Source organism: Exiguobacterium sp. USCH10, assembly GCF_037619445.1.
GTDB lineage: Bacteria > Bacillota > Bacilli > Exiguobacteriales > Exiguobacteriaceae > Exiguobacterium > Exiguobacterium aestuarii_A.
The window spans coordinates 17,231-43,263 of record NZ_JAQPZO010000009.1 but is presented as its reverse complement, the minus strand read 5'-3'; the positions used below and the strand labels follow the sequence as shown (position 1 = coordinate 43,263).

Genomic DNA, 26,033 nt, shown 5'->3' with positions numbered 1-26,033 from the left:
TAATCCATACTAGTATTCCCTAAATGTTTCCATATTAGCTCTATATTCTGCGTCCATCTCTGCTAACAATTCATTTTGGGCAGACATCATCATGCATACACGACTTAAAAAATTGGCTAATTCATCGAAAAAATTATATACGTTCTCTATATCAAGTTTTTTGGAAGATCTAAAATGTAAATTCATGAACTTATCTGTAGGATACCTAAATTTGTCTGCTTGTCCATCAATGTTATGAAGTTGATTAATATACTTTTCTACACTAACTAATGTCGTATCTTCTTCTGGAGCCTGAGCGTGTTTTATAATGTCCGATTTTATTGAATTCCATAAAGCTAAAATACTATGTTTCTTTGCATTCAACAATCCTATGGCTTCTTGAAAGCTATATGAGCATTCTTCGAATAAGATCTCCTTCATAGCAAGTTCAATTGCGTTTCTATATAGATAGCACATAGGTATAAAAAGTATCTCATTAAGATTACTATTCTTACTCATACGATCATAAAGATATTCCGCGGATTCAGTATAGGCTTTTACATATGGGTAGAATTTAACCCTGCTATAAGAATAACCAACTACACTTTGGTAATAGTAATCTCCACCTTCTTCTAAGAATACCGGTTTATATTCTTTATACAGTTCATCTCTTATATCTGTCTCAAGCAAATAACACTCTAAAATTTCAAACGCATATCAACTTATTAGCAAAGGCGAATAAGTTGATATGCGTTTGCTTTTCGAAGAACGATTTAATACCAAAATTCTTTTGGTTATCAAAGGGATCTTTTTTCATTGTAATTCCAAAAGGATATCTAAAAGAATCCGATTCCTTGTCAATACCATTCATGTCTTCAAAATACGCTTGAAGCCATTGAAAAGCCCCATAATTTCTTATTACATTATCTACTATGTGTGGATGTACTGCTTTAAGAAGCGAGGATAAATTATGAAACGTTTCTTTTATAAAGTCTTTTCTGTTCTCTAAATCCCAAATGTATTTAAATCCTATTGCTTTAAGAAGCAGTTCAAGGCTATGTCGGTAAAGATATGCTAGCGAGAAGAGATAAGTGTCTAATTTATCAATATCTTCCTTCTCAAAAATATATTCAGTAATAAGATGTGCGGACTTTTTAAACATTACGGCATATTTTGTGAATTCCTCCTTTATATCACTGTTACCTTTTAAAACTATTAATCCATCTATCTTATTTTTCTTGAAAAAATCAGGATTTTCTTTTATCCATTTCCGATTCACCAATGATTCTCCCCTCTCCTAAAGCTTTATATCATCAGCTAAGTTATTTCCTTAATTAGAACTAACTTAGTGATTTCTTACTTCCTGCCCCACTTCCCATCGAGGTAAAAACTCAAGACATGAAAGCCTCTCTGATAAAATTCCAACATTCTTTTTACTTCTTGTAATCGCTACATAAAATTGAGCAATTACCGTGTCAGACATTCTGTGTTGACCTTTAATAACATGACTTTCCATTTCTTTAGTTGGCAGTATAAGTACATTATCAAAACTTAAACCTTTAGATTTACCAAAAGTTATTGCTTCAAAGTTAAAATCATCGTCGAGATTAGATTTAAACTTTCTAAGCGCTCTTATATCATAGTAAAGTACTGTTGGCTTATAGCGTTCTAAGTACTTAGATACATTATCCATATTAACCAAGTATGTACCTACATCTTCATCCTCAACTTTTGTTACTGATTGCATATTAAGGTCATCATATAGTGTATTTGCTAAATCGCAAACTATCTGTGGACAACGGTGACACACATCTAAGCTTTCAAGCTCGTCGTGCTTTAGTACCTCGGTAAAGAAATTAAAAATATTGACCCCTCTGTATTTGCTGAGAAAAGGACCTGAATTTGTTGAATATGTTGCCTGTCGGTGGTCTCCTACAACTACAAGATTAATGTTAGATCGGTAAATAGACTCGATTATTTTTAAGTCGTATCCTCCCATGTCTTGTATCTCATCTATAAGAATTGTGGTATAAATTTTTTGGAGTCTATCAATGATTACACCATCTGAAACTTCTAATATTACATGACATAATTGAGCTATCCTTTCATAATAGAGCCTTCCTTGAAAATCGTAGTAATATCTCCAATTAGCTGCTGTTATACCCTTTATGCGTGGGATTTCTCCTAACGAACAAAAATTTACCCCTTCTATTTCTGGTCCACCCATAACTTTTCTATATGGTTTAGCGCATTCATTAAGCAGAAATTCAGTCCAAGTCTTACATTTTATGTTCTTAGGTATTATTCCTACTGAGTCCATAAGATCATACTTCATAGAGTTTAGATTTGCATTTGTATATGTGAGGTATAGTACCTTACCTACTTGATAGTTTTTTACTGCTTCTCCTATTAATAATGTAGTCTTTCCTGTCCCAGCTGCAGCCTTAATAATTCTTTTATTGGATGGCATCATTTATATACTCCGGAAAATTTAATTGTACATCGCTGTTTAAAAATACTTTTAGCGCCCAATCAGTTTTGTTTTTCAGCATAAATTCTAACAACTCTTCTTCAGACTTGTCATGTTTTCCTAGTATAGTTTTTAATTTATCATAATTACCAGCATCACATTTTAACACCTGTGGTTCTAACGTATTTAGCTCATTATTTGTGCTAAAACACAATTTAATTGTACCACCCATATAGTCTCTATATTTGTTGTTAATATTCTTTTCATAATCATGATCGTTATCTGTAACCACTACAGTATTTATATTTAGTAACTTTGCTATATCTAAAAATCTTTTGAATGATAGCCCATTTACTGATATCACATCTATTCCGTCATCTAACGGAAGTTTATTATGTTTTTGGTGATAAGCCTTTTGAATGATTAAATCGTCTGCTGGCCCCTCGACCAATATTACCCTCTTAGATAAAATAAATCTTAAAGTGTCATAGTTTGGTAGTTTTTGAAAATAATCTTTTGTATCTTTTGGCAATTGACTTAACTTCCCGCTTCTATTTTCACCAAGAAGAATAACATTTTCCATTGCCATCTTATTCAATACATACGAACTATGGGTAGTAATTAGTAATTGTTGACCGGAACATTCGGATATGATTTTATCTAATAAAATTCTCATATTTGAAAATGAAAGATGACTTTCAGGTTCCTCAATTAGTATTAAATTTCTCTCAGGCTTTCTGTTTCCAATAGACAGTGTAGTCTTTATGACATTTTGTTCGCCTTTACCAATATAATCAAAAGGGATATCGTCTAAGAACGCAGCAATTGCAGACTCCCACGTAGCTTTTTGAGTCACATCTAATGATATTGATAGATTCCTAGAGTCGTCTAACATGAGATTTTTCTTCTCGTTTAATACTTCATTTATAGATGCTATATTAGGATCTTCACCAAACCTTTCCTTATAACTTCGATAGAGAACGGCTAAATTAGCTTTTTGTTTTTCATCTAAGACATCTGAGATAATCTTCATAATATACTTTTGGGAACTAGCAGCTAGACTTGTAGTAGTTGAGTCAATCAGATGGGATTTTATTGGAATTGACCTTGTAGTTATTGTTGCTCCTGCGAAACTTTTCCATTCAACTGTATAGTACTCAGTAGGTATATGTATAAAGTTTTCATTCTCAATGTACTGCTGGTATTCTTCCCGATAATGTTCATTAAATTTAACAGAGAATACGAACCCCGGCACGTTGCTATTTTCACTATTCTCTATACCCATTAATTCATTGAGATCAGAATCTTCCGACTCTAAGAAGTATAATTCTATTTTTGTTTCTGGAGGAGTTGTTTTATTATCTGCTTCTACACCCTCGATAAATTGGTTAACGATTTTTCTATTAAATATATAAGGAGATAATTCATAAAAGATTGGTTTTCCATTCATTGTCCCAGTTAAAGCTAAGTGAATTGCTTCTAATAATGTTGATTTACCAGCCCCGTTGTTTCCAATCATTATTGAATAGTTATTATCAAAATCTATTGAAAAACTATCAAATCTTTTGTAGTTATATATTTTCACTCTCTTTAACAACTTTTAATCTCCCCTTGCACTATTGAATTTAAGGTTGGTTTTATTTTTTATGACACTTTCTATATAAATTATAACATCATTAATAACCATTTAATGGTTTTACCATAGGAAAAATAATCCGTCTTAATAAAAAAAGCTCTGTTCTCTTCAATGATATGCTCCCCAATAGGTAGACAGATGAAATAACAAATCTGTTTATTCTATCGGGGAGTGTTTTTTTATGGCGAGAAGTCGGCATTCGATCGAACAAAAACTGAGTGCACTACGTATGATGGGAGAAGACACATATACCTTGAAGGAAATCATGGAGACCCATGACGTCTCTAGGGACACCCTTCAGTTATGGAAAGTGAAATTCGATACCGGCTTGAAGGAGTCGAAGACATGGAAACTGTACACCAAGGAACAGAAGATCACGGCCGTCCGTGACTATCTCGGTGGTCTCACTAAACTGGAGACCCTCTCCAAACATCAAATCAGTAACTGGTCTGTTCTTCACAGGTGGATTAAGAAGTATACTGGTCATAGCGAGTTAACAGATTCGAGAAAAGGGATGGATCGAGCTATGGCAAAAGGAAGAAAGACCACATTCGAGGAACGTATGGAGATCGTCAGGTATTGCCTGGACAATGGACGGAACTATCAACGGACGGCCGAGGTATTCGCCGTGTCGTACCGACAGGTCTATGGGTGGACGAAAAAATATGACGCCGACGGCGTGCACGGGCTCGAGGACCGTCGTGGACGGACGAAGCAAGAAGAGGAACTGACCAACGAGGAGAAGCTCGAACGTCGCATCCAACAGATCGAGCGGGAGAACGAGCGCCTACGGGCCGAGAACCTGTTCCTAAAAAAGTTAGAGGAGATCGAGAGGATAGGTTGATCAGCCAAATCCGGCTACAATTACGTTATATGGTTATCGAGGAAATGTCGACGACCGATACCTTCCCGGTCGTGCTCCTGTGTGAAATCGCGCAGGTCTCACGGGCCGCCTACTATAAATGGTTGAAGCGTACCGTCTCGGTACGCGAGGAGGAGAACCTAAGCCTACTGGAGGACATTCACCTCCTCTATGATCAGGTGAACGGGACCTACGGCTATCGACGAATCACCATGACGGTCAACCGCAGACGACGCCAGCATGGCCTGCCGGCATACAACGAGAAGCGCATCTATCGTCTCATGCGCATCCATGAGATCCGTTCGGTCATTCGCCAGAAGAAAACGGTACAAAAAGTCGTCCCCGCAGCATGTGGCCGAGAACCTGATGAACCGCGAATTCCGTGCGTCCCGGCCGGACGAGAAATGGTGCACCGACGTCACCGAGTTCAAATACGGTGACGGGAAGAAGGCGTACCTGAGCGCGATCATCGACTTGTACGACGGCTCGATCGTCACCTTTCGCATCGGGAAGTCCAACAACAACGGGCTCGTCTTCCAGACGATGATGCCGGCCCTCGCGGGGCTCCGGTCAGGAGCGGGTCCGATGATTCATAGCGACCGAGGATTCCAATACACCTCGAGTAGATTCAAACGCATGGTGGAAGACGCGGGACTGACCCACAGCATGTCCCGTGTCGGACGTTGCATCGACAACGCCCCAATCGAGAGTTTTTGGGTACCTTGAAAGTAGAGATGTACTACTTGCGTGAGTTCCAGGTCTATAGCGAACTCACATCGGCCATCGAGACCTACATATCGTTCTACAACCATGACCGTTTCCAGAAACGGCTAAACGGCTTGAGCCCTGTCGAATACAGGTCTCAAGCCGCCTAGTTTGATTTTCATTATTTGCCCTGTCTACTTGACGGGGAGCAGTTCAGTATACCGGAGGCTTTTTCAATGTTTACTCTTCTCTTACTCCTTATTTTATGTTAGTAAATAACTTATCTAACCACTGATTTTCAAGCACAATTTCTACTCTTTGTTTTACCACTATTTGTGATACGGTTCATTCCGATTGATCCGATACGCCCGATAAATCTGCTCACACAACACGAGTTTCATGAGTTGATGCGGGAACGTCATTTTCGAGAACGAAATCGTATCGTCTGCTCGTTTCATCACATCGTCCGACAGACCGAGCGATCCTCCGATGACGAAGGCAATTTTACTCTTTCCATACGTTGCGAGTTGATCGAGTTCACGAGCGAACTCTTCACTCGTCCGCTGCTTGCCTTGAATCGCCAACGCAATGACGTGCGTGTCTGGGGATATCTTCGCCAAAATCCGCTCGCCTTCCTTTTGTTTTACTAGTAACATATCTGCCTCACTCAAATGCTCGGGTGCTTTTTCGTCTGAGACCTCGATTTCCTGCACTTTTGCGTAGGCAGAGAGCCGCTTTGTATACTCGGCAATTCCTTGTTTTAAATATTTTTCTTTTAGTTTGCCTACCGTGATAATTGAAATATTCATCCAATTCTTCCTTTTTCCACAGTTTTTTTGGAGTTATCCATAGGGTTATCCACAGAGTTATCCACAAATCCACATGTTGATAATTAGTTTTTGCTTGACACAACATATGTTGCGTCGGCTTCACAGAACTCACATGTCACTTGTTCACTTGTGGATAATTCTTCTAACAACGGGTACTCCCCTGTTTCATCCACAATGATGTCTAAAGCGATTTCAACATGTTCCTTGCATACTTTTTTTTCCACAGTTTTTCCTCCTTAAAAAAGAAGCGTCGCCGCTTCTTTAAGTTGCTTCAGTTAATATCGCCTCGGTTTCACTTGCTTCCCCGCGACGTAAATACTCAATCGTAATCGTATCACCGACCGTCGCATCTCGATAGAGCGCATCACGTAAATCGACATATCGTTTAATCTCGCGATCTCCGATTTGCGTGATGATATCGCCGACGCGGAGTCCTGCTTCTTCGGCTGGACTACCTGGTGTCACTTCTTCGACGAAGACACCGTCTTCTTGATCGAATGAGATGCCGTACTCTTCCCGGACATTACCGGGTACCGCAATGACTTCTTGAATTGTGACCCCGAGCTGGGCCCGTGTCACTTTCCCATCACGTTCTAACATGTCAATGACCGGTAGCGCCACGTTCACCGGAATCGAGAAACCGACCCCTTCTACGCTCGCTTCGGCGATTTTCATCGAATTGATCCCGACGAGCTCCCCACGAATATTGATGAGCGCACCGCCCGAGTTCCCTGGGTTAATGGCCGCATCGGTCTGGATGACTTCTGCGTTGTAATCCATCAAGCCGTCGCTATTCGTGTCGACCGGCACCGTCCGCTCGACACCACTGACGATACCACGGGTGACCGAGTTTGAGAAGACACCGAGCGGATTTCCGATGGCCATGACAGTCTCACCGGCTTGTAGCACGGTCGAATCACCAAGCACGATCGGTTTCGCATCGATGTTATCTGGCAGCTCCACTTCTGCGACCGCCAAATCATTGAGCGGGTCTTCACCTAAAATTGTTGCCGACGCGATCTGACCGTCGGAAAAGGCGATGTTGATTTCGTCCGCCTCTTCAATGACGTGGAAATTTGTGACGATGTATGCCGTATTCCCTTCCACTTTGTAAATGACGCCAGAACCAGCGCCCGCCTCCCATTGCGAGTCCGAAGTGAAGGCCCGCTGAATGTTCGTAATACTGACAACGGACGTCTTCGCTCCGAGAACTGCTGTCGTGACGTCGGATTCGGTGACGGTCACGGCTTGCTCGGTCCGCGTCAGTTCGTTCGTCACAAAACGAGAGGTCGGCGAATCCCAGAGCATCACTGTGACAAAAAACAAAGCCGCTCCTAAGAATCCGCCAACCCCTCCGAGTAACAACGGTTTTATATTCGGTCTCGGCTTGTGGCGTACGTGCTCCTCTTGCTTCGGACGCCATTCGCTCCGAGACGGATACGTCGATTTCTCTTCTGTTGCTTCGTGTACTTCAGGTTCGACGTCTTGAGGTTCATACTCATGGTGTCTCTCTTCGTTCACGACGCGTCCCCCCTTCAAGACAGTGTGATAACTGTCTTTTCCCAAGTTTCCTTATAAAGAAACGAGCGAAGTGGGGATTGTCGGGTCCGTATCGCACAATTTGATTCGACCTAAGTCGACGTCTCGCATGCCGAGTGTTTGCGAGACGCTCATTTGCGCGAGCTCTTTCATGTTGTTGTCCTTGCTTAAATGCGCCAAATAGATCCGTTTCGTCCGGTCGCCGATGACCTCGCTCATCGCAATCGCCGCATCCTCATTCGAGACGTGTCCGTAGTCCCCAAGGATGCGTCGTTTGACGCTCCATGGGTAACGACCCATCTGCAGCATCGAGACGTCATGGTTTGACTCGAAGATAAAGTCGTCAGCCCCACGAATGACCCCTTTCATCCGGTCTGAGACGTAGCCCGTATCCGTGATATGGGCCAAGCGTTTCCCGTCGTGGGCAAACTGATAAAACATCGGGTCCGCCGCATCGTGACTGACGTTGAACGTTTCAATCTCGATATCACCGAACTGCTTGATGTCCCCGACCTCGATGTGAAACTTCAACGCTGGGTCAATCTTTCCGATGAGTGATTCCATCGCCGCCCACGTCTTCGCATTCGCATAAATCGGTAAGTTATACTTTCGCGCTAATATTCCTACTCCTTTAATATGGTCGGAGTGCTCATGGGTGACGAGCAGTGCATCGATCCCATCAAACGACCGACCGATTGCTTCGATGCGTTGTTGCATCGCTTTCCCGGTCAATCCGGCATCGACGAGCAGCTTTGTCCGTTCCGTCTCGATATAGAGGGCGTTCCCGGTCGACCCGCTCGCTAACACACTATACTGTAAACTCACACCATCACTCCTTTCATTCTTTCGTTTCAAACTCGACGCGCTCTACCGTTCCGTCGATGGCATTGACGAAATATACATGATCGTCGATTGCGACCGACCAGAGCGGTGGCATGATAATCAAACCGCCAGAGCTGTCGAGGGGTAAGCTATAAAACCCTGTGTTGATGGCCCGCATCTCCTGATTCGGTTGGAAATACTTCCGTGACGCAAGTTGAGAGATGGCTTCACTGGCCGTTAACACGAGATCGTCTTGTGGTTTCGATGAAATGTCTTTCAAATGACGTTGCTTATAATCCGTCACTTCATATTCCTCGTTCAATTGAATCAAGATGAGGGATGGTCCGATATACATCTCCGAATCTCCCTCGACTTCAGGTGCCGAGAAAATCTTATTGTCTTCAAACGTTTGGACGAAGGCGATCTGTCTCGTCTTTTCATCATATCGCCAGTAGGCATATTCTTCTCCGAACGGGACATACTCCGCAACAAACGTCGAAGCCGTCGTTCGCAAATCTTTGGCATCGAGCGGCACGGGCTGTTTCAGCTCGACTTCGAGTTGCATATTGTCCAGCGTCGTTGCCAGTTGTACCTCCCGATTTTTCGTAATCATCGCGGCCGACATCTCTTCAGACGACCCTGTCAAATAGCCGATATCCCGACCCATTCGTGGCAGTTTTGCCGGGTCGACGTTTCGTTGGTCTAAAATTTGTGCAATCGACGTGTTGTCGTTCGTCACGACTTCGGTCGCCCATGTCTCAGTCACTAATTGGAATAACAGATAGATGTTCAAGGCGAGGAAGGCGAATATTAAAATGGTTTTCGCTTTACTCCAATCCACGATACATCATCCTTTCTGTCCAATTTTCTGACTGGTTGTATGGGACCCAACGTCCCGCTTCACGTACGAACCAATTCGGTGAGAACGTCACATATCGGCTCGTATCCTCGTTATACTCAATTTCATAACCGATTCGAATCTCCGTCACGTTCTCAAACCGTCCAGAGTTGATGAGTGTCCCGAGTACTTCTTCTGCGTCAGCCAGCTGCGTCGTGCCGACTGTGATCAAGCGGTCAATCTCTAAGTGATGTCGTGTGATGGACCGGACTTGCGCCCCGTCGTTTTCCACACGCAATGTGGATAAGTCGATGGCGTCATTGTTGATAAACGCCTCACGTTGGCTAAAGACCGGGAATCCTTTCACATGAAAACGGAATACGGTCGTTTCAAAGCCTTTGTTCGCCGGTGTGATGGCATCGAAACGAAGCGAGAGTCCTTGATTCTCAGAAGACTCGTCGACCCATCCACCATGAAAATTCACGAATTCGACAATCGAATCCAACCCGAGTGCTGCTTCCCGCTCGGTGCTGTTACGCGATAAGTTCCGATAGCGACTCGCGTTCAACTTCGCGTCATATTCCGCCACGCTGACACCGTTCGTCAATGCCCCCACTGAACTCGCCGGGTCGACTTCTTGGACGTTCGGGTCGCCTGGGAAGAACGTGTCCCGCATCCAGTCAAGGCGCGCATCAATTTGAATCGACGATACGTCATATGCGAACAACTCATTCATCTCCGGTCCGACGACCGGGATATAGTTCACGCGTTCATCCGTATACGTCACTCGCTTCATCGTCCGACTCGAGTTTTTTAGGAATAGACTGTTCACGTCGCCGTTTCCGACCTTCGTCAACTTCCCTTCCCAAATCGATTGGTCACTCATGATCGTCCGAATGGTAAACGCATTGTCTTCCATGTAGATGAGCGCACGTTGCGGAATCTTTCCAGACAGACTGTACGTGCCCGGCAGCATATAGCTCAGCGTATCCGCATAGTAAGCTTCCGGTAAAATCAATTCGAGTCCTTCATTGATATCCGTGTAAAAGCTCGGGACATTTTTTGCGGCGAGTGGTTTGAATTCACTCGCTTCAAACGTATCCCGAATGACCCGCATCAACTGCTTCGGGGTGTTCTTCGAAGCGAAGACGGCGTTGTTGTCATGAACGACCGCTTGAACCGGGATGACGACCTGATTCGCCCGGCGTTGGAGTGACTTATCCACCGTCGTCAATTGCGTCTCCGATTGGACTGACTGATAGGTGGGATGATAATCCCACAAAATGATGGTTTGAACAATCGACGTGACGATTAACGTGAGCAAAAGCAACGACTTCCACAGTTCTGGCTTTGCAATCGTAAACCGTTTCATCAATCATTCACCTCCACAATCGTATCGAACGGAATCGTGAAGTAAATCGTCGTGCCGCGGCCAAATTCACTCTCTGCCCAGATGTCTCCACCGTGAGCGGATACGACTTCTTTGGCAATCGATAGACCGAGTCCGGTTCCACCGATATTACGCGCCCGCGCCTTATCGACACGATAGAAGCGTTCGAAAATTTTCTTCAAGTTCGACTTCGGAATCCCGACTCCTTCATCCTTGATGCCGATGACGAGTCGTTTCGCCCGAAGCATCGTCCGGAACGTGATCGTACCGCCTTCTGGTGAGAACTTGATGGCGTTCGTGATGATGTTATCGATCACTTGGGTCATCTTATCCTGGTCGGCATGAACGTACACACGACGTTTCATCAGCTTCCGACGGAATTGAATCGCGTCTCCTTTCGTCATCTCGTGACGGTCGATGATGTCGTTAAAGAACTGCACAAAGTCGAACTTCACTTTCTGCATCTTATATTCTTTACTGTCCATCTTCGAGAGTTGCAACAAGTCGTTGACGAGGCGAATCATTCGCTCTGTCTCGTTTTGCGTCGTCTCTAAGAAGCGCGGCGCCAACTCATCATCCTGATAAGCCCCTTCCGCAAGGACCTCCAAATAACTACGCATCGTCGTGAGCGGCGTGCGCAACTCATGACTGACGTTTGCGACGAACTCACGGCGATCTTGTTCGACTTGCTCTTGTTCTGTGACGTCATGTAAGACGACGATGAGACCTGTGATTGGTCCACTATGTTTTTGAATCGGTGAGAAATAGGCTCGAACGAGGAATAGTTCCTCATCCGTACTGAGGTCAATCAGTTTCGCCGGCATCGTCCCGTCCTCTGGAATGACGATTTCCTCTTCGAACGCGAGGAGGCTCTGCAAGTTCATCCCCATCGCCTCTTCTTCATCGACCCCGATCATGTCACGTGCCTGGTCGTTCATTAAGATGACCCGTAACGAACGGTCGGTCGCAACCACACCGTCCGACATGTTCTCGAGGACACTCGTCAACCGACGGCGCTCTGCTTCTGTCGTCGCATTCGCTTCCATCAACTCGTCCGTCAATTCGTTAAACGCATAGGCGAGTTGGCCGACCTCATCATCCGAATACACTTTAACTTTCCGCGAGAAGTTCCCTTTTCGCATCTCGACGGCTTGCCGACGCATATCGGCAATCGGTCGTGTGATCGTTCGAGACAACAAGATACCGAGGAAGGACGTGATGATCAAGGCAATGACCGTCCCGGTCGCGAGGATTCGGATGACTTGTTCCATCTGGTTATAGATGGACTGCATCGATGCCTCAATATAGATCATGCCGATTGTGGTCCCGTCTACTTCTGACTTAACGGGAACGGCGACGACGCGCATCCGGTCATTCGAATCTTCATAGACGAGCGTCTCTTGGGCGCCACCTGTCGCGAATGACTTCTGGATAAACGTACTTGCCGTCCGTTGGCCGACGAGACTTTGATTGTTCTGGTTCGAGGTCGCCCGTACGACACTGTTCGTATCGATGATTTGGACTTCTCGAATGTCGTCAGCTAGCGTCGTGCTCTCGGTAAAGTCAGACAGCAGCTGATCCAGTAACTGGTTCAACTGCTGGTCCGTGGTCGAGTCACTCTCGTTCGCGGCAATCCCCTCACTGACGTTATAGCTCAGTAGGTTCGCCCGGTCGACGAGTGACTGCGAGAAGTTGTTGATGTATTGCCGTTCCAAAGAACGCACAAAGTACACGCCGATGACTTGCATCGCAACGAGAATGAGCAGCGCATAGATGACGACGAGCTTCCACTGGATTGATTTAAAGAAGTTCGTCCGTTTCATCGTTTAATCTTCTTCTCCTGCCTTCAAATAATACCCGACCCCGCGACGCGTAATGATATACGTCGGTGTCGATGGGTTGTCCTCTACTTTTTCACGAAGACGACGTACGGTGACATCCACGGTACGAACATCCCCGAAGTAATCATAGCCCCAGACCGTTTGGAGTAAATGCTCACGCGTCATCACTTGTCCGATGTTTTGCGCGAGGTAATGAATCAATTCGAACTCGCGATGCGTCAGCTCGATCTTCTCGTCCCGTTTCGTCACCATGTACGAATCTGGGTGAATCGTCAAGTCGCCGATCACGATATCGTTCGCGTTCGCCCCTTTTGCTTCAGGCGCCGGCGCCGTCGCATGACGTCGCATGTTCGCTTTGACGCGAGCTAACAACTCACGTGAGCTAAACGGTTTCGTGACGTAATCGTCCGCACCGAGCTCTAGTCCGAGCACTTTATCAATCTCTGAGTCTTTCGCCGTCAACATGATGATCGGCATATCATACTTCTTCCGTACCTCGCGGCATACTTCCATGCCGTCTTTGAGTGGAAGCATGATGTCGAGTAAGATGAGATCCGGTTGAATCTCTTCTACTTTCACGAGCGCTTCTTCGCCGTCATAGGCGACATGCACCTGGTAACCTTCTTTTTCAAGTTTAAACTTCAATATATCTGCGATTGGTTGTTCGTCATCTACCACTAAAATCGTACGATCCATTCAGTGAGTCCTCCTCTTATCATTAAACGTACATGCTTACATTGTAACTCTTTTTATACAGCTTAGAAAGCGTGGTCCATTTCCGTGGAAATGAAAAAGAGAGCCGCAATGGCTCCCTTTCTTATGCTTCGTAAATGTCACGCAAGATGACCGTCTGCTCACGGGCCGGTCCGACCGAGAAGGTCAATAACTCAATACCCGTCAATTCTTCGATGCGACGCACGTAACGTTTCGCGTTTTCTGGAAGGTCGTCGAAGTTACGGACGCCCGTAATGTCTTCTGTCCAACCAGGAAGTTCTTCGTATACTGGTACACACTTCTCAAGGACGCGGAAGTTCGGCGGATATTCGTCAAGATGCTTTCCTTCGTACTCATACGATGTACAAATCTTGAGCGTCTCAAGACCTGTCAACACATCGATTGAGTTGAGGCAAAGATCTGTAATCCCACTGACACGACGTGAGTGACGAACGACGACCGAGTCGAACCAGCCGACACGACGTGGACGACCTGTTGTCGTTCCGTATTCTTTTCCGACTTCACGGATTGTATGACCGATCTCGTCATCGAGTTGTGTTGGGAACGGACCGTCACCGACGCGTGAGGTATATGCTTTACAGACACCGACAACGTGATGGATTTTTGATGGACCGATTCCGGCACCACTTGATACGCCACCTGATGCTGCGTTCGACGATGTGACGAACGGGTACGTTCCGTGGTCGATATCGAGCAGGACACCTTGTGCTCCTTCAAAGAGAACCTTCTTCTCTGCGTCGAGTGAATCGTTCAAGACGACAGATGTATCACACACGTATTTCGCAAACTGTTGGCCATACGTGTAGTACTCTTCGAAGATGTCATCAAATTCAACTGGATCGACCTCGTACATTTTCACGAACATGCGGTTCTTCAATTCGAGAACGGTCTTTAATTTCTCTGCGAACACTTCTTTGTCGAGAAGATCTGCGATACGAATCCCGATACGCGCTGCTTTGTCCATGTATGCTGGACCAATCCCTTTAAGTGTTGTCCCAACTTTCGCATCACCTTTTGCATCTTCTTCTAAACGATCTTGAAGCTGGTGATACGGTAAGATGATGTGTGCCCGGTTCGAGATGCGGAGGTTATCCGTGCTCACACCGCGCTCATGTAAGTAAGCGAGTTCCGTCACGAGTGATTTCGGGTTGACGACCATTCCGTTCCCGATGACACACGTCTTATCCGAATAGAAGATACCCGACGGAATGAGGTGAAGTTTATATTTCGTATCATTGAAGACGATCGTATGACCAGCGTTGTCTCCCCCTTGATAACGCGCGACGACTTCGGCTTGTTTCGATAAGAAATCGGTGATTTTCCCTTTCCCTTCATCGCCCCACTGCGTTCCCACTACGACTACTGATGACATAATGAATCCTCCTTATTAATCAACGTTCTGTTCAAACCATCCGTAAGTGTACACTTGAAAAGCGAGAAAGTCAATCCAATACCGAACGTTTTATATAACACGTAACTATTCGTTCGTTATTTTTCGAATCACCCATATAAAAAAAGACACCACCGACGTTACATCGGTGGTGCGAAGGCTTGTGTCTCCATATTGACGAACTTGTTGTACTCTTTCCGGAAGGAGAGCTTGACCGTACCGGTCGGACCGTTACGTTGTTTCGCAATGATGATTTCAATCGTATTGGCGTCTTCACTCTCTTTATCGTAATAGTCATCACGATAGAGGAAGGCAACGATATCGGCATCCTGCTCAATCGCTCCCGATTCACGGATATCCGACATCATCGGTCGCTTGTCTTGACGGCTCTCTACCCCACGAGAGAGCTGTGACAAGGCGATCACAGGTACTTGAAGTTCACGCGCAATCGCTTTGAGCGTACGTGAAATTTCCGATACTTCCTGTTGTCGGTTCTCGCCCGGTTTGCCGTTCCCGACGATGAGCTGCAAGTAGTCAATCATAATCATCCCGAGACCATGTTCTTGCTTCAAGCGACGACACTTCGCCCGAATCTCGTTGACACGAAGACCCGGCGTATCGTCGATGTAGATGCCCGCTTGTGAGAGCGACGACATCGCAAGTGATAAGCGACCCCAGTCTTCCGCTTCAAGGCGTCCGGTCCGGAGGCGCTGGGCATCGATATTTCCTTCCGCACACAACATACGCATGACGAGCTGTTCCGCCCCCATCTCTAAACTGAAGATGGCGACGTTCTCGCCCGTACGGACGGCAACGTTTTGCGAGATGTTCAAGGCGAACGCAGTCTTCCCGACAGATGGACGAGCGGCCACGATAATCAAATCGTTTCGTTGGAAACCGGCCGTCATCTTATCTAAATCCGTGAACCCTGTCGCAATCCCAGTGATCTCACCGCTCGACTGATGCAATTTTTCAATCGTCGAATAGGCATCCGATAGCACGGAACCAATCGGGTGGAAACTGGACTGCCCTTTCCGTTGCGATACTTTTAGAATGTTCCGCTCCGCGTCCGAGAGGACAGAATCGACCTCGTCCTGACGCTCATAACCATCTGAAACGATGTTCGTGGCCGTTCGAATCAGACGACGAAGTGCCGCTTTTTGATCGACGACATTCAAGTAATAGCCGATGTTCCCGATGGCCGGGACGGATTCAGCGACCTCCGCCAAATAGTTGAGACCGCCGATTTCGTCTAAAATGCCTTGCGCCTGGAGCTCTGAACTGAGCGTGACCAAGTCGACAAGTTCGCCCCGGTCATTGATTTTTAACATCGCTTCAAAGATGCGCTGGTGGCTGACGCGATAAAAGTCGTCCGGGTCGACCCGCTCTGAGGCCGTGATCAACCGGTCCGAATCGAGGATGATCGCCCCTAAGACGGCTTGCTCCGCTTCCACGCTATGTGGTGGTGTATTGACTTGAATCGCATCACTCATCCGTCTCTACCTCACCTTCAAGCTTCTTGTACATGTACGTTCAACGTCGCAACGACGTCATGGTGCAACTTCACTGGCACTTTCGTGAAACCGAGCGCCTTGATTGGGTGCTCGAGTTCAATTTTACGCTTATCAATCTTGTAGCCCATTGATTTGAGGGCATCCGCGATTTGTTTGCTCGTGACCGATCCGAACACGCGACCACCTTCACCGGCTTTTGTCGTGACGGCGATCGTCTCTTTTTCAAGTTTTGCCTTAAGTTGCTGCGCTTCTTTCAACTCTTCTTCTGCAGCCTCTTCAGCACGACGTTCTTTCGCCGCGAACGCTTTTAAGTTTCCAGGTGTCGCTTCAACCGCCAAGTTTTTCTTGAACAAGACGTTTTTTGCGTAAGCGTCTGCCACGTTCTTCACTTCTCCAGCTTTTCCTTGCCCTTTTACATCTACTTTCAAAATGACTTTCATTCTAATTCCTCTCCTTCAGTATCATCTGTCAAATAATGATCAATTGCTTCTTTTAACAAGACGTTTGCTTGTTCACGACTCATTTCGAGTTGTGTCGCTGCATTCGTCAAATGTCCGCCGCCATCGAGCATTTCCATGATGACTTGAACATTGACGTCACCGAGAGACCTCGCGCTGATCCCGGTTCGTCCATCCGGTAAAATCGCGATGACGAACGAGGCTTTGACACCCTCCATGTTCAGCAACTGGTCTGCAGACTGGGCAATCAATACCTGGTGATGGGCCTCATCGTCAGAAGCGACCGCGATCGCCATGCCATCTGCGTAAATCTCGGTGTTTTTTAAAATCTGTGACTGTTCGATATAGGCATCGAGGTCTTGACGCATAAAGTGTTGCACGAGTACCGTGTCAGCCCCTTGAATACGTAAGAAGGACGCCGCATCAAACGTACGTGAACCTGTACGGAGCGTAAAGCCTTTCGTGTCGACCATGATTCCTGCAAGAAGTGACGTCGCCTCTAAAATCGAGAGCTTGCGACTTCCCGCCTGATACTCAATCAACTCCGTGACGAGCTCACACGTTGACGATGCATAAGGTTCCATGTACACAAGAACCGGATCCTCGATAAATTCTTCACCACGTCGGTGATGGTCAATCACGACAACACGCTCCGCTCGATACAGGATGTCTTTTGAAATGACAAGTGAAGGACGATGCGTGTCGACGACGACGAGAAGCGTCTGTTCATCGATGAGCGGTTGTGCTTCATATTCGGTTAAGAACTGGCTGTATAACGAGTCATCGTTTTCTACCTCTTGAACGAGACGTTGAATGCCGATGCTCGTCTCACCTGACGGCACAACCACGTACGCCTCACGTCCGACAAACTCAGCTAATTTCATAATCCCGATCGAAGCCCCGAGCGAGTCCATATCTGGGTTTTTATGTCCCATGACGAGGACACGGCTCGATTCGCGAATCAAATCACGCATCGAGTTCGAGATGACACGTGCACGGACGCGCGTCCGTTTTTCCGTCGGGTTTGTCTTCCCTCCAAAGAAACGAACTTTTCCGTTATGGCGCTTGACGACTGCCTGGTCACCACCACGACCAAGCCCTAAATCCAGACTCGACTGAGATAGATTGCCAAGCTCGGTCAATGTCGTCTCACCACATCCGACCCCAATCGATAACGTCAATGGAATCCTTTGTTCCTTCGTCGCATCACGCACTTCATCCAAAATAGAAAAGCGATTGTTCTCCAGTTCAGATAACGTTCGCTCGTTCATCACGAGGAAAAAGCGGTCTGCTGCCGTACGACGCATGTAGATGTGATGCCGTTGCGCCCATTGGTTGAGAAGCACCGTCACACGACGGTTTACTTCGCTTCGCACTTGCTCATCCACTGCAGTCGACATTTCATCGTAGTTGTCTAGATACAAGATGCCAATGACCGTTTGCGTTTGAACATATTTTTGTTCCATCTCTGCTTCTTCGGTCATATCAAACAAATAAAGCGTTTGATGTGTTTGATTGTAAAAAACACGATATACGCGGTCACCCACTTCAATCGTGGCCTCATCCTCTTCCTCTTCAATCAACTCATCGAATGCGGAATGGAGCGCATCAAGCGGTACACCAATCGCCATATCGAGTTCAAAGATCAATCGTGATTGCTCGTTATACCAACTGATTCGTCGGTCTTGATCGAAGACTAAAATTCCGATCGGCATCGTCGTCAACGCTTCTTTTCCGACCTCTTCGATTTGATGAGAGAGTGAAAGGACATACTGTTCCCAATTTTTACGTTCCCGTCGCATCGTCACTTGCTGATAGATGAAAAAGATCAGCGTGCCCATAAACAGGGTGATTGCCGCCACAATGCTGTAGAACGCCAATCCTAACGAGACAAGAAATCCAATCACATATGGAATCATGTGCCGCGCGTATTGGTTCTTCACGGATGTTATTGCTTCACCACTGTGCATGTATGCCTCCTAAAATGAGTAATGTTCACCCATGGAATCGTAAAGGTTTCTGCTCTATCATACCATATTCGTCGGTTTCACTTACACACTTACAAACGAGATGAAATACAAAAAAACGACTTATCCAAAAGGATAAGCCGTTCGTCAAACATTACTCTGCAACGTATGGAAGCAAAGCCATTTGACGTGAGCGCTTGATAGCGACAGTAAGTGGACGTTGGTATTTCGCTGAAGTACCAGTCACACGACGTGGAAGAATTTTACCACGCTCCGAAACGAAGCGTTTGAGCAATTCTACGTCTTTATAATCGATATGAGTGATGTTGTTCGACGTAAAGAAACATACTTTACGACGACGACGACCTCCTGGACGACGTGCCATGTGAAGACCTCCTTTATAAGTTAGTTTTTATTGTCAACAATGATTAGAATGGCAAATCATCATCTGACAAGTCGATTTTGCCGCCACCCGAGAACGGATCTGCGTCAAAACCTTTATTCGAATTCGAGGACTGAGATGAAGTCGAAGCAGCTCCTGCGCCCCATCCTGATCCACTTGATTCACCACCACCGAAGACATCTCCAGATGGTGCTTGCTCACGTTGCCCTGAGGCCCCGCGTGGTTCAAGGAAGCGTACGCTGTCGGCGACTACTTCTGCCCGGTAACGACGTTGGCCATCTTGTCCTTCGTAACTACTGATTTGAAGGCGACCGTCAACGCCGGCCATGCTGCCCTTTTTCAAGTATTGTGCTACGTTCTCTGCTTGTTTGCGCCAAACGACACAATCAATAAAGTCCGTCTCGCGCTTCCCATCTTGTCCAGCGAATGGACGATCGCAAGCGAGAGTAAGGCGTGTTACGGCGATTCCGCTCTGCGTGTAACGCATTTCCGGATCGCGAGTCAATCGACCAACTAACACAACTCGGTTAATCATCTCCAAGCTCCCCTTTCACGATACGAGACGTTAAGGATTAACGCTCGTCTTTTGTTGTCATTTGACGGACAACGTCGTCAGAGATCTTCATGAGACGCTCTGTTTCTTGGATCGCTTTAGGTTCAGCAACGATGTTAAGAAGAACGTAGTGTCCTTCGCGCATCTTGTTGATTTCATAAGCGAAACGACGTTTACCCATGTCTGTTGTTTTTTCAACAGTACCACCGTTTTCAGTGATGACGTTGTTGAAGCGCTCGATCAAAGCTTTCTTCGCTTCCTCATCAACTGATGGACGGATAATGTAAAGAAGTTCGTATTTACGCATTATCTTTCACCTCCTCTTGGACTAACGGCTCCTACCGGTTTGTAGGAGCAAGGAGCAAACAATTGTTTTACTCACGTCATAATATACTATCAAACTTCCTTGACTTTTACAACACGTTTCAGCAAATCAACTTATACGTTGAAGCGGAATGTGACAACATCGCCGTCTTGGAAGACATATTCTTTACCTTCCGAGCGAAGTTTCCCTTGTTCTTTCACTGTCGTCATGTTGCCAGCTGCCGAAAGATCTTCATACGCGACAACTTCAGCACGAATAAATCCACGTTCGAAATCAGAGTGAATGACACCGGCACATTGTGGGGCCTTCATCCCTTGTTTGAACGTCCAAGCGCGAACTTCTTTTTCACCTGCCGTGAAGTATGTCGCAAGACCAAGTGTCGAATACGCAGCGCGGATCAATTGATCGAGTCCTGACTCTTCGATGCCGAGATCTTGTAGGAATTCAAGGCGCTCTTCTGGTTCGAGCTCTGAAATTTCTTCTTCGATACGTGCACAGATGACGATCACTTTCGCCCCTTCTGTTGCCGCATGGTCACGGACCGCTTGAACGTACTCGTTTGAGTCCGCGTCCGCCACTTCATCCTCACTCACGTTCGCCACATAAAGCATCGGCTTCATCGTCAACAACTGGAAGTGTTTCACGATGGCGAGTTGGTCGTCCGTTAATTCAGCGACACGTGCCGGGCGCTCCGACTCAAGAACGTCACGTACGATCTCAAGTGCTTCAAGCTCCTGTACCGCTCCTTTATCTTTTGCTTTTACCATTTTTTGAACGCGTGCGATTCGTTTATCGACTTGTTCAAGGTCAGCTAAGATCAATTCAAGGTTGATGGTCGTGATGTCGTCAATCGGTGAGACGCGTCCCGCGACGTGCGTGATGTTCTCGTCCTCGAAGCAACGAACGACTTGGCAAATTGCATCGACTTCGCGGATGTTCGCCAAGAACTTGTTTCCGAGTCCTTCACCTTTTGATGCACCTTTGACGATTCCAGCGATATCTGTAAATTCAAACGCTGTTGGCACCGTCTTTTTCGGTTTGACGAGTTCCGTCAATCGATCAAGACGCGCATCTGGTACTTCAACGACTCCGACGTTCGGGTCGATTGTCGCGAACGGATAGTTGGCCGCTTCGACTCCTGCTTGTGTAATCGCATTAAACAAAGTCGATTTCCCGACGTTTGGTAATCCGACAATTCCTGCTGTTAATCCCACTAGTAGTTCCTCCTCATCCGGTGTTTCCCGGGAAATGTTAAGCCGTCTGTGGAGTGGGTACCTTCAGTACACCACACCGTCACATCCTTCACAATTATAGATAGTCCACGATTAAACCGCAACTCACGTTCATAACCTAAAGAAAAACGCCGCTTATTCTGCGGCGTTCCCTTGCTCAAGCACTTTCTTGAATCGCTTATCAAAGTCACGGCGTTGCATGAGTACACTTGCTCCGCAACCTTGACATTTGATGCGAATGTCCATCCCTACACGTGTGATTTGCCAGCGGTTCGTCTTGCAGGCATGTGGTTTTTTCATTTCCACAACATCGTTCAACGCATAAGTTTTACTTTGCATGTTCTGTTTCTCCTCCTTTAGGAGTCGAGTTCGGTGGCATCATGACCGTACGTGGATATGGAATTTCAATACCGCGTTCGTCAAGTCCAGCCTTCAACTCTTTATGCAAAATTCGCCCGGCAGCAAAGTGCTGGGTCGGCGGGACTTCCGCCATTAATCGATAGACGACCTCCGAAGGTCCAAGCGATTGGACTCCAGCCAAGTTGATTGGTTCGATGAACAAGTCGTGATAGCGTTCTTCGACCAACTTTGCGATCTCTTTGAGCGCTTGTTCTACTTTTGACATATCTTCCTCATATGCAACCCCAATATCGACAACAGCGACACTGTTTTCAAGGGAGTAGTTCGTCACTTGCAAGATTTGTCCGTTCGGAATAATCGTTACTTGCCCATTTAATCCCTTTAACTTCGTCGTACGAATGCCGACCTCAATGACTGTTCCATCGACTTGCTGGTTCAAATTGACGTAATCCCCGTTTTTATATTGATTTTCAAAGATGATGAATGCGCCTGTGATGACGTCCTTCACTAAGCTTTGCGCACCGAACGAGATGGCAAGACCTGCTACCCCGGCTGATGCGATTAAACCGGCGATATTGACGCCGAACTGTCCGAGCACCGTCAGGACCATAATTAACCCGATCACATAACGAATTGTATTTTGTGCGAGTTTCAATAGCGTCTCGTTTTGACGCTGAGCGACAATGTCGTGTTCTTTTATTTTCCGAAGCGTAAACACACGTTCGACCATCGTCGTCAAAATTCTTGTCGCGATATATAGGCCAAGGATGATGAGTGCGACACCGGCGAGCTTGATTCCCAAGCCAATCCACATGTCTGTATCTTTAAAGTACTCCACGAAGCGGTTTACACTGTCAATCGTTTCGTCTGCTACCGTATTTAAATCTTTTTCTGTATTTTGCGAAGCCATCTTTTCACCTCAAAAGTCGTAGATTCTAAATCATCAAAACATATTTCGCGACTTTTCTCAAACGCCGCATTCGGAAGTTTAGAAGTTTTCCACTTTTGGGAATGGGTTAATACGAGATCAATCCCCTAACTGCAACTAGGAATAGGCAGCTCAGAAGAGAGGATGAGATTCATGCCGTTTCGCCTAAAACCTCATAAACCATACTCTTTCTTCATTGAACACACTGAGCGGAGTGGATCCAGATTACTTGCGGACCAGATTCATGAACAGTTGGTCAATGAAACCCATCGCCCCATCGTCCTTGTTTGCATCGGTTCGGATCGTTCGACCGGTGATTCTCTTGGTCCACTCGTCGGAACGTTTTTAGAAGAACGTCGCATCCGCAACCTACACGTATACGGTACGTTAACGAAACCCGTACACGCGCTCAATTTAGTGGAGACGTTACATGAGATTCAAACCCGCTTCCATCAACCGCTCATCATTGCCATCGATGCTTGTCTCGGACGTTTGTCGAGCGTTGGCTACGTCTTCTTTTCAGAAGGACCACTCGCCCCAGGTGCAGGCGTTCAAAAAGAACTCCCTGCCGTCGGCGCTTATAATATCAAAGCCGTCGTAAACGTCAGTGGCTTTATGGAAATGATGATTCTTCAAAATACACGACTCCATCTCGTCTATGAACTCGCACGCTTCATCACGGAAGGGTTCGTCGATTTCGATTCACGTATCGGACGCCTTCATCACGAAGAAGCCGCGATCACTAGACTTCGTCAGTCGCGAGACGAGTCAAAGTCTTGAGGCGACAACAACGTAAGGAGTTGTTCTAAATCGTCTTGAGAGAAGTATTTTAGTTCTAACACGCCTCCCTTTCGACGAGGACGAATCGACACATCCATTTGAAGACGCTCTGCAAGCACTGCTTCGACCGCTTCGATATCTGCGTTCGATTGCTTCAGCGTCTTTTTTGCTGTGCGCTCTTTTTGTAAGTAACGCTCGAGCCGCCTTACCGTCCAATGTTCGGCAATCACTCGTTTTGCAATCTGTTCCATCGCTTGTTCTGATTTCATGCCTGTAATCGCCCGTGCATGACCCATCGTCAAATCACCGACCATGACCGCGTGCTGGACCGCGCTCGGTAGACGAAGCAGACGCAAACTGTTCGTCACATGACTTCTGCTTTTCCCGACCCGGTCTGCCAATTGTTGTTGCGTCAGGCCGAGTGTCTGCATCAATTGTTCATAGGCGACGGCTTCTTCGATGGCGTTCAAGTCGGCACGCTGAATGTTTTCAATCAAGGCCAACTCCATGACGCGATCCGAGTCCGCCGTGACGACTAGAGCGGGAATGTCTTCTTTCCCGGCAAGTTTTGCCGCTTGGAATCGTCTTTCCCCAGCGATGATTTCATAGTAACCGGTCGCTTTTCGTACGACAATCGGCTGCAGAACGCCATACCGTTCAATCGACTGGCGCAACTCTTCTAGTTTTTCCACCTCAAATTGTTTCCGGGGTTGGTTCGGGTTTGGGCGAATGAATTTTAATGCTAATCGTTCCATCTACAAACCTCCTTCATCGTATGAAAAAGCACGGACTCATTTTTGAGGCCGCGCTTTCGGGATGCGAATTCGAATTTCAACAAATTCCTCTTCGTCTACTTCTTCAGTTTGGACATCAATCCCTGTTTTCCCAATCAAATCGATTGAGTCACGAATCGTATTGATGGCGATTCGAGTATCGCGCGCAAAACTTTTCGTCCGGCGACGTTGTTTTTTCGGTTTACGCTTTTCTTCTTCAATCGGCGTTGTCAAAAAGGCGACTCGTTCTTCCGTCTCTTTAACATTGTAATCCTGTTCCAATACTTCCACGAGCACTTGGAGCTGTAATCCCTCTTCTTTTAACGGTAACAGCGCACGTGCGTGTCGTTCGTTGATGCGACGATCGCGAAGTGACTGTTTCACGTCTTCAGGCAACTTCAACAGTCGTAACTTATTCGCAATCGTAGACTGGCTCTTCCCTAAACTCTTCGCTAACGCATCCTGCGTCAAGCCGTTTAAGGCGAGTAAACGGTCGTATGCTTCCGCCTCTTCAATCGGACTCAACTGTTCCCGTTGCAAGTTTTCAATCAAGGCGAGCGCAGCCGTCGTGTCGTCGTCCATGTCTCGAACGATTGCCGGAATCGCTGACCAGCCGAGCGATTTCACGGCTCGGAAACGACGCTCCCCGGCGATGATTTCATAGCAGTCCCCGTCTGCCTTACGAACCACGATCGGTTGAAGCAGTCCGTGTTCCGAAATCGTCGTTGCCAACTCTTCAATTTTAGCCGGTTCGAATACTTTACGCGGTTGATACCGGTTCGGACGCAATCGTGACAACGAGAGCTCCTGTACCGTGTCATCCGCTCGAACTTCTGCAATCTGCGTCACGGCAACTTCGTCTTTTCGATTCACACCGAACAATTTCGCAAATCTATTCTTCAACGTCGGGCACCCCTTTTATGTAAAAAAATAAGCAGACTCCACCACTGGAATCTGCTTTTGTTTCACGTGAAACGACATCATCAGATAAGTGGCTCTTTCGCCGGTGTCCCCGCCTTACGCGGATATTTCCCGGGCGTTTTTCGTAGTTTATCTACAACTACGATATTACGCTCACTCATCTCTCCTGGCAATAGGAACTGGTGTGTCGCTTTTTCTTTTCCGCCAAGGACAGCCAACGCATTTTGGGCGTCTTTCATCTCATCAGATACTTTCGCCGCTTTCAGCGCGACAAAGTTTCCGCCTACTTTTGCGAGCGGTAGGCAGTACTCAGCCAACACTGTCATGCGAGCTACCGCACGTGCTGTGACGACATCAAACTGTTCGCGGAATTTTTTGTTTTTCCCGAACTCTTCGGCACGTCCATGATGGAACGCGACACCTTCAAGTCCAAGGGCGAGCGCCAACTCATTCAAGAACGTGATGCGTTTGTTCAATGAATCGATGATCGTGACATGTAAGTGCGGGAATAAAATCTTGAGAGGGAGACTCGGGAATCCGGCACCCGCTCCGACATCACATACCGTTTCGACTTTTGTGAAATCGAAATGAAACGCTGCGCTGAGCGAATCGTAAAAGTGCTTCAAATACACTTCTTCTTTGTCCGTGATGGCCGTCAAGTTCATTTTTTCGTTCCATTCAACGAGCATCTCGAAATAGCGCTTGAACTGAGCGAGTTGTGTCTCGTTCAGTTCAAACCCTTTCGCCCGTAACGCTTCAATAAATTGAGATTCGTTCATCGT

The 26,033-nt window shown here is 46.4% G+C and carries 26 protein-coding genes and 1 pseudogene; 2 read left to right on the top strand and 25 right to left on the bottom strand.

Features of this window, described 5'->3' with window-relative positions:
* Window positions 1-9: 9 nt before the first annotated feature.
* From PQI28_RS12400 to PQI28_RS12385, 4 genes are all read right to left on the bottom strand, one after another.
* Window positions 10-669 carry a hypothetical protein gene (locus PQI28_RS12400; RefSeq protein ID WP_339963477.1) on the bottom strand — a complete coding sequence of 220 codons (660 nt, stop codon included), beginning with the start codon at window positions 667-669 and terminating at the stop codon, window positions 10-12.
* A 16-nt stretch (window positions 670-685) separates the two neighbouring features.
* Window positions 686-1,258 (bottom strand): hypothetical protein, encoded by a 573-nt coding sequence (locus PQI28_RS12395; RefSeq protein WP_339963476.1) that lies wholly within the window; start codon window positions 1,256-1,258, stop codon window positions 686-688.
* 66 nt (window positions 1,259-1,324) lie between these two features.
* Entirely contained in the window at window positions 1,325-2,449 is a 1,125-nt protein-coding gene (locus PQI28_RS12390; RefSeq protein WP_339963475.1) for a UvrD-helicase domain-containing protein, read from the bottom strand.
* Window positions 2,436-4,046, bottom strand: a complete 1,611-nt coding sequence (locus PQI28_RS12385; RefSeq protein WP_339963474.1) for an ATP-dependent nuclease — start codon at window positions 4,044-4,046, stop codon at window positions 2,436-2,438. Before PQI28_RS12385 ends, PQI28_RS12390 begins: the two co-directional genes overlap by 14 nt.
* Before the next feature lie 220 nt (window positions 4,047-4,266).
* On the opposite strand from PQI28_RS12385, the pseudogene PQI28_RS12380 reads away from it, so the two are divergent.
* Window positions 4,267-5,822: pseudogene (locus PQI28_RS12380) on the top strand (IS3 family transposase).
* 159 nt (window positions 5,823-5,981) lie between these two features.
* On the opposite strand, the gene rlmH reads toward PQI28_RS12380, so the two are convergent.
* The 18 genes from rlmH to PQI28_RS12290 all read right to left on the bottom strand — a co-directional run bounded on the left by rlmH (window position 5,982) and on the right by PQI28_RS12290 (window position 22,759).
* Window positions 5,982-6,461, bottom strand: coding sequence for a 23S rRNA (pseudouridine(1915)-N(3))-methyltransferase RlmH (gene rlmH, locus PQI28_RS12375; RefSeq protein ID WP_074034007.1), 480 nt, complete (start codon window positions 6,459-6,461; stop codon window positions 5,982-5,984).
* A gap of 83 nt (window positions 6,462-6,544) precedes the next feature.
* Window positions 6,545-6,706, bottom strand: coding sequence for a CxxH/CxxC protein (locus tag PQI28_RS12370; protein ID WP_214696548.1), 162 nt, complete (start codon window positions 6,704-6,706; stop codon window positions 6,545-6,547).
* Window positions 6,707-6,743: 37 nt separating this feature from the next.
* A complete protein-coding gene (locus PQI28_RS12365; protein ID WP_339963473.1) occupies window positions 6,744-8,003 on the bottom strand; it encodes a S1C family serine protease in 1,260 nt (419 codons plus the stop codon).
* 51 nt (window positions 8,004-8,054) lie between these two features.
* Complete coding sequence (locus tag PQI28_RS12360) at window positions 8,055-8,846, bottom strand: MBL fold metallo-hydrolase (RefSeq protein ID WP_074034013.1); 792 nt, start codon at window positions 8,844-8,846, stop codon at window positions 8,055-8,057.
* Between the two features lie 13 nt (window positions 8,847-8,859).
* Window positions 8,860-9,684 carry a two-component system regulatory protein YycI gene (locus tag PQI28_RS12355; protein ID WP_339963472.1) on the bottom strand — a complete coding sequence of 275 codons (825 nt, stop codon included), beginning with the start codon at window positions 9,682-9,684 and terminating at the stop codon, window positions 8,860-8,862.
* Window positions 9,671-11,053 (bottom strand): two-component system activity regulator YycH, encoded by a 1,383-nt coding sequence (gene yycH, locus PQI28_RS12350; protein ID WP_339963471.1) that lies wholly within the window; start codon window positions 11,051-11,053, stop codon window positions 9,671-9,673. Before yycH ends, PQI28_RS12355 begins: the two co-directional genes overlap by 14 nt.
* A complete protein-coding gene (gene walK / locus PQI28_RS12345; protein ID WP_074034022.1) occupies window positions 11,053-12,894 on the bottom strand; it encodes a cell wall metabolism sensor histidine kinase WalK in 1,842 nt (613 codons plus the stop codon). Before walK ends, yycH begins: the two co-directional genes overlap by 1 nt.
* A gap of 3 nt (window positions 12,895-12,897) precedes the next feature.
* Window positions 12,898-13,608 (bottom strand): response regulator YycF, encoded by a 711-nt coding sequence (gene yycF / locus PQI28_RS12340; RefSeq protein ID WP_015880237.1) that lies wholly within the window; start codon window positions 13,606-13,608, stop codon window positions 12,898-12,900.
* Between the two features lie 121 nt (window positions 13,609-13,729).
* Window positions 13,730-15,019 (bottom strand): adenylosuccinate synthase, encoded by a 1,290-nt coding sequence (locus PQI28_RS12335; protein WP_339963470.1) that lies wholly within the window; start codon window positions 15,017-15,019, stop codon window positions 13,730-13,732.
* 158 nt (window positions 15,020-15,177) lie between these two features.
* Window positions 15,178-16,530 carry a replicative DNA helicase gene (dnaB, locus tag PQI28_RS12330; RefSeq protein WP_015880235.1) on the bottom strand — a complete coding sequence of 451 codons (1,353 nt, stop codon included), beginning with the start codon at window positions 16,528-16,530 and terminating at the stop codon, window positions 15,178-15,180.
* Window positions 16,531-16,547: 17 nt separating this feature from the next.
* A complete protein-coding gene (gene rplI / locus PQI28_RS12325) occupies window positions 16,548-16,991 on the bottom strand; it encodes a 50S ribosomal protein L9 (protein WP_214696532.1) in 444 nt (147 codons plus the stop codon).
* A complete protein-coding gene (locus tag PQI28_RS12320; protein ID WP_214785437.1) occupies window positions 16,988-18,979 on the bottom strand; it encodes a DHH family phosphoesterase in 1,992 nt (663 codons plus the stop codon). Before PQI28_RS12320 ends, rplI begins: the two co-directional genes overlap by 4 nt.
* 151 nt (window positions 18,980-19,130) lie before the next feature.
* Window positions 19,131-19,361 carry a 30S ribosomal protein S18 gene (gene rpsR, locus PQI28_RS12315; RefSeq protein ID WP_015880232.1) on the bottom strand — a complete coding sequence of 77 codons (231 nt, stop codon included), beginning with the start codon at window positions 19,359-19,361 and terminating at the stop codon, window positions 19,131-19,133.
* 43 nt (window positions 19,362-19,404) lie between these two features.
* The gene (ssb, locus tag PQI28_RS12310) at window positions 19,405-19,914 is read right to left on the bottom strand and encodes a single-stranded DNA-binding protein (protein ID WP_015880231.1); all 510 of its coding nucleotides are present in this window, start codon (window positions 19,912-19,914) and stop codon (window positions 19,405-19,407) included.
* 37 nt (window positions 19,915-19,951) lie between these two features.
* Complete coding sequence (gene rpsF / locus PQI28_RS12305; protein WP_074034039.1) at window positions 19,952-20,239, bottom strand: 30S ribosomal protein S6; 288 nt, start codon at window positions 20,237-20,239, stop codon at window positions 19,952-19,954.
* A 131-nt stretch (window positions 20,240-20,370) separates the two neighbouring features.
* On the bottom strand, window positions 20,371-21,471 hold the full coding sequence (gene ychF / locus PQI28_RS12300) for a redox-regulated ATPase YchF (protein WP_214696529.1): 1,101 nt from the start codon (window positions 21,469-21,471) through the stop codon (window positions 20,371-20,373).
* 153 nt (window positions 21,472-21,624) lie between these two features.
* On the bottom strand, window positions 21,625-21,828 hold the full coding sequence (locus tag PQI28_RS12295) for a DUF951 domain-containing protein (RefSeq protein WP_015880228.1): 204 nt from the start codon (window positions 21,826-21,828) through the stop codon (window positions 21,625-21,627).
* The gene (locus PQI28_RS12290) at window positions 21,818-22,759 is read right to left on the bottom strand and encodes a mechanosensitive ion channel family protein (RefSeq protein WP_074034043.1); all 942 of its coding nucleotides are present in this window, start codon (window positions 22,757-22,759) and stop codon (window positions 21,818-21,820) included. Before PQI28_RS12290 ends, PQI28_RS12295 begins: the two co-directional genes overlap by 11 nt.
* A 171-nt stretch (window positions 22,760-22,930) precedes the next feature.
* Here PQI28_RS12290 and yyaC point away from each other — a divergent pair, with 171 nt between their 5' ends.
* On the top strand, window positions 22,931-23,557 hold the full coding sequence (gene yyaC / locus PQI28_RS12285) for a spore protease YyaC (RefSeq protein ID WP_339963468.1): 627 nt from the start codon (window positions 22,931-22,933) through the stop codon (window positions 23,555-23,557).
* On the opposite strand, the gene PQI28_RS12280 is transcribed toward yyaC, so the two are convergent.
* The 3 genes from PQI28_RS12280 to rsmG all read right to left on the bottom strand — a co-directional run bounded on the left by PQI28_RS12280 (window position 23,530) and on the right by rsmG (window position 26,030).
* Complete coding sequence (locus PQI28_RS12280) at window positions 23,530-24,312, bottom strand: ParB/RepB/Spo0J family partition protein (RefSeq protein ID WP_074034048.1); 783 nt, start codon at window positions 24,310-24,312, stop codon at window positions 23,530-23,532. The two genes, yyaC and PQI28_RS12280, sit on opposite strands and share 28 nt — an antisense overlap.
* Before the next feature lie 36 nt (window positions 24,313-24,348).
* Window positions 24,349-25,233, bottom strand: a complete 885-nt coding sequence (noc, locus tag PQI28_RS12275) for a nucleoid occlusion protein (RefSeq protein ID WP_074034050.1) — start codon at window positions 25,231-25,233, stop codon at window positions 24,349-24,351.
* 80 nt (window positions 25,234-25,313) lie between these two features.
* Window positions 25,314-26,030 carry a 16S rRNA (guanine(527)-N(7))-methyltransferase RsmG gene (gene rsmG / locus PQI28_RS12270; RefSeq protein WP_214696505.1) on the bottom strand — a complete coding sequence of 239 codons (717 nt, stop codon included), beginning with the start codon at window positions 26,028-26,030 and terminating at the stop codon, window positions 25,314-25,316.
* Window positions 26,031-26,033 lie beyond the last annotated feature (3 nt).